Consider the following 1,292-nt stretch of genomic DNA (forward strand, 5'->3'; position numbering starts at 1 on the left):
TGAAGTTGCCCCGGTTCCGCAGAGCGTTCCGCGCTTTCGCCCTCAAGCGGCAGCGCGGTGCTTCTTCTCGTAACCAGCGGGCGACTCGTAGTCGAGCGCGGAGTGGCGCCGGAGCGGATTGTACCAGCCTTCGAGGAAGCGGAAGACGGCCATCCGCGCCTCGGCGTGAGTTGTAAAACGGCGGCGTGCGAGCAGCTCACACTCGAGCGTGGCGAAGAAGCTCTCACACATCGCGTTGTCGTACGCGTCGCCGACGCTGCCCATGGAGGGGCGCACGCCGGCTTCCTTGCACCGAAGCCCGAAGCCAATCGAGGTGTATTGCGTCCCTTGGTCGCTGTGGTGCACGACGCTCTGGGGCTGACGCTGTCCTACGGCCATGTCGAGTGCCTGCACGACGAGCTCCGTCTTGAGGTGGCCAGCCATGGCCCAGCCGACGACTTTGCGGCTCCATGCGTCGAGGACGACGGCGAGGTAGAGGAAGCCGGCGTGCGTAGGGATGTACGTGATGTCAGCAACCCAGAGCTGGTCGGGTCCAGGGGCCACGAATTTGCGGTCGACCAGGTCGGGAGCAGGGCGTGCGCGCTCGTCGCGTGTCGTGGTGACGCACCACCTGCGGCGACTGACGCCCTCAAGGCCCGCTACCCGCATGAGACGGGCGATTCGCTTGCGCCCGATATGCATCCCCTCCGCCGCGAGTTCGGCGTGGATGCGCGGCACGCCGTAGGTGCCGTCGCTCATCGCGTGGATGGCGCGAATGCGCTCGCTGAGGGCCGCGTCCGCAACCGCGCGCTTCGAGGGCAGGCGCGTCCGCCACGCGTGGTAGCCGCTCTCAGACACCTCCAGCACACGGCAGAGCGTCGTGATGCTGTGGACGGCCTGGTTCGCCTTCACGAGTCGGTACGCCGCTTGGGCGTCGCCACGGACTCCTGCGCGAACCAGGCCGCAGCTTTTTTTAGGATGTCACGCTCCTCGCGCAGCACCCGCACCTCGCGCCGCAGTCGCTCAAGCTCGGCGCGCTCATCCGAGGCGGTACTGCTCACCCTCGGAGCTGGTCTGCTCTCCTCCGTGCTGCTGGGGGCGTCACGGCTGCTCCCCTCCAACTGTTTCTTCCAGTTGCGGATGCTCTGCTCGGTGCAGCCAAACTCTCTTGCGAGACTCTTGCCAGACCTGCCGGCCTTCAGCAGTTCGACGACCCGCTCACGGAACTCCGGCGGGTATGGGGGGCGTGACTTCGGCATCGTGGGACCCTTTTCGCACAGCGGGTGGGACTCCACGAAACCGGGGCAACTTCA

Annotated in this window: 1 protein-coding gene; it reads right to left on the bottom strand. The window is 66.6% G+C overall.

Annotated elements, in window-relative coordinates; genetic code table 11:
• Nucleotides 1-42: 42 nt before the first annotated feature.
• Nucleotides 43-1,238 (bottom strand): IS3 family transposase gene (locus GTZ93_RS42070; RefSeq protein WP_161663390.1). Its coding sequence is split into 2 segments (ribosomal slippage): nt 43-956 and nt 956-1,238, totalling 1,197 coding nucleotides; the frame shifts between segments, so codons are not numbered across the junction.
• Nucleotides 1,239-1,292 lie beyond the last annotated feature (54 nt).

Origin of the sequence: Corallococcus exiguus (assembly GCF_009909105.1) — a bacterium.
Taxonomy (GTDB): domain Bacteria; phylum Myxococcota; class Myxococcia; order Myxococcales; family Myxococcaceae; genus Corallococcus; species Corallococcus exiguus.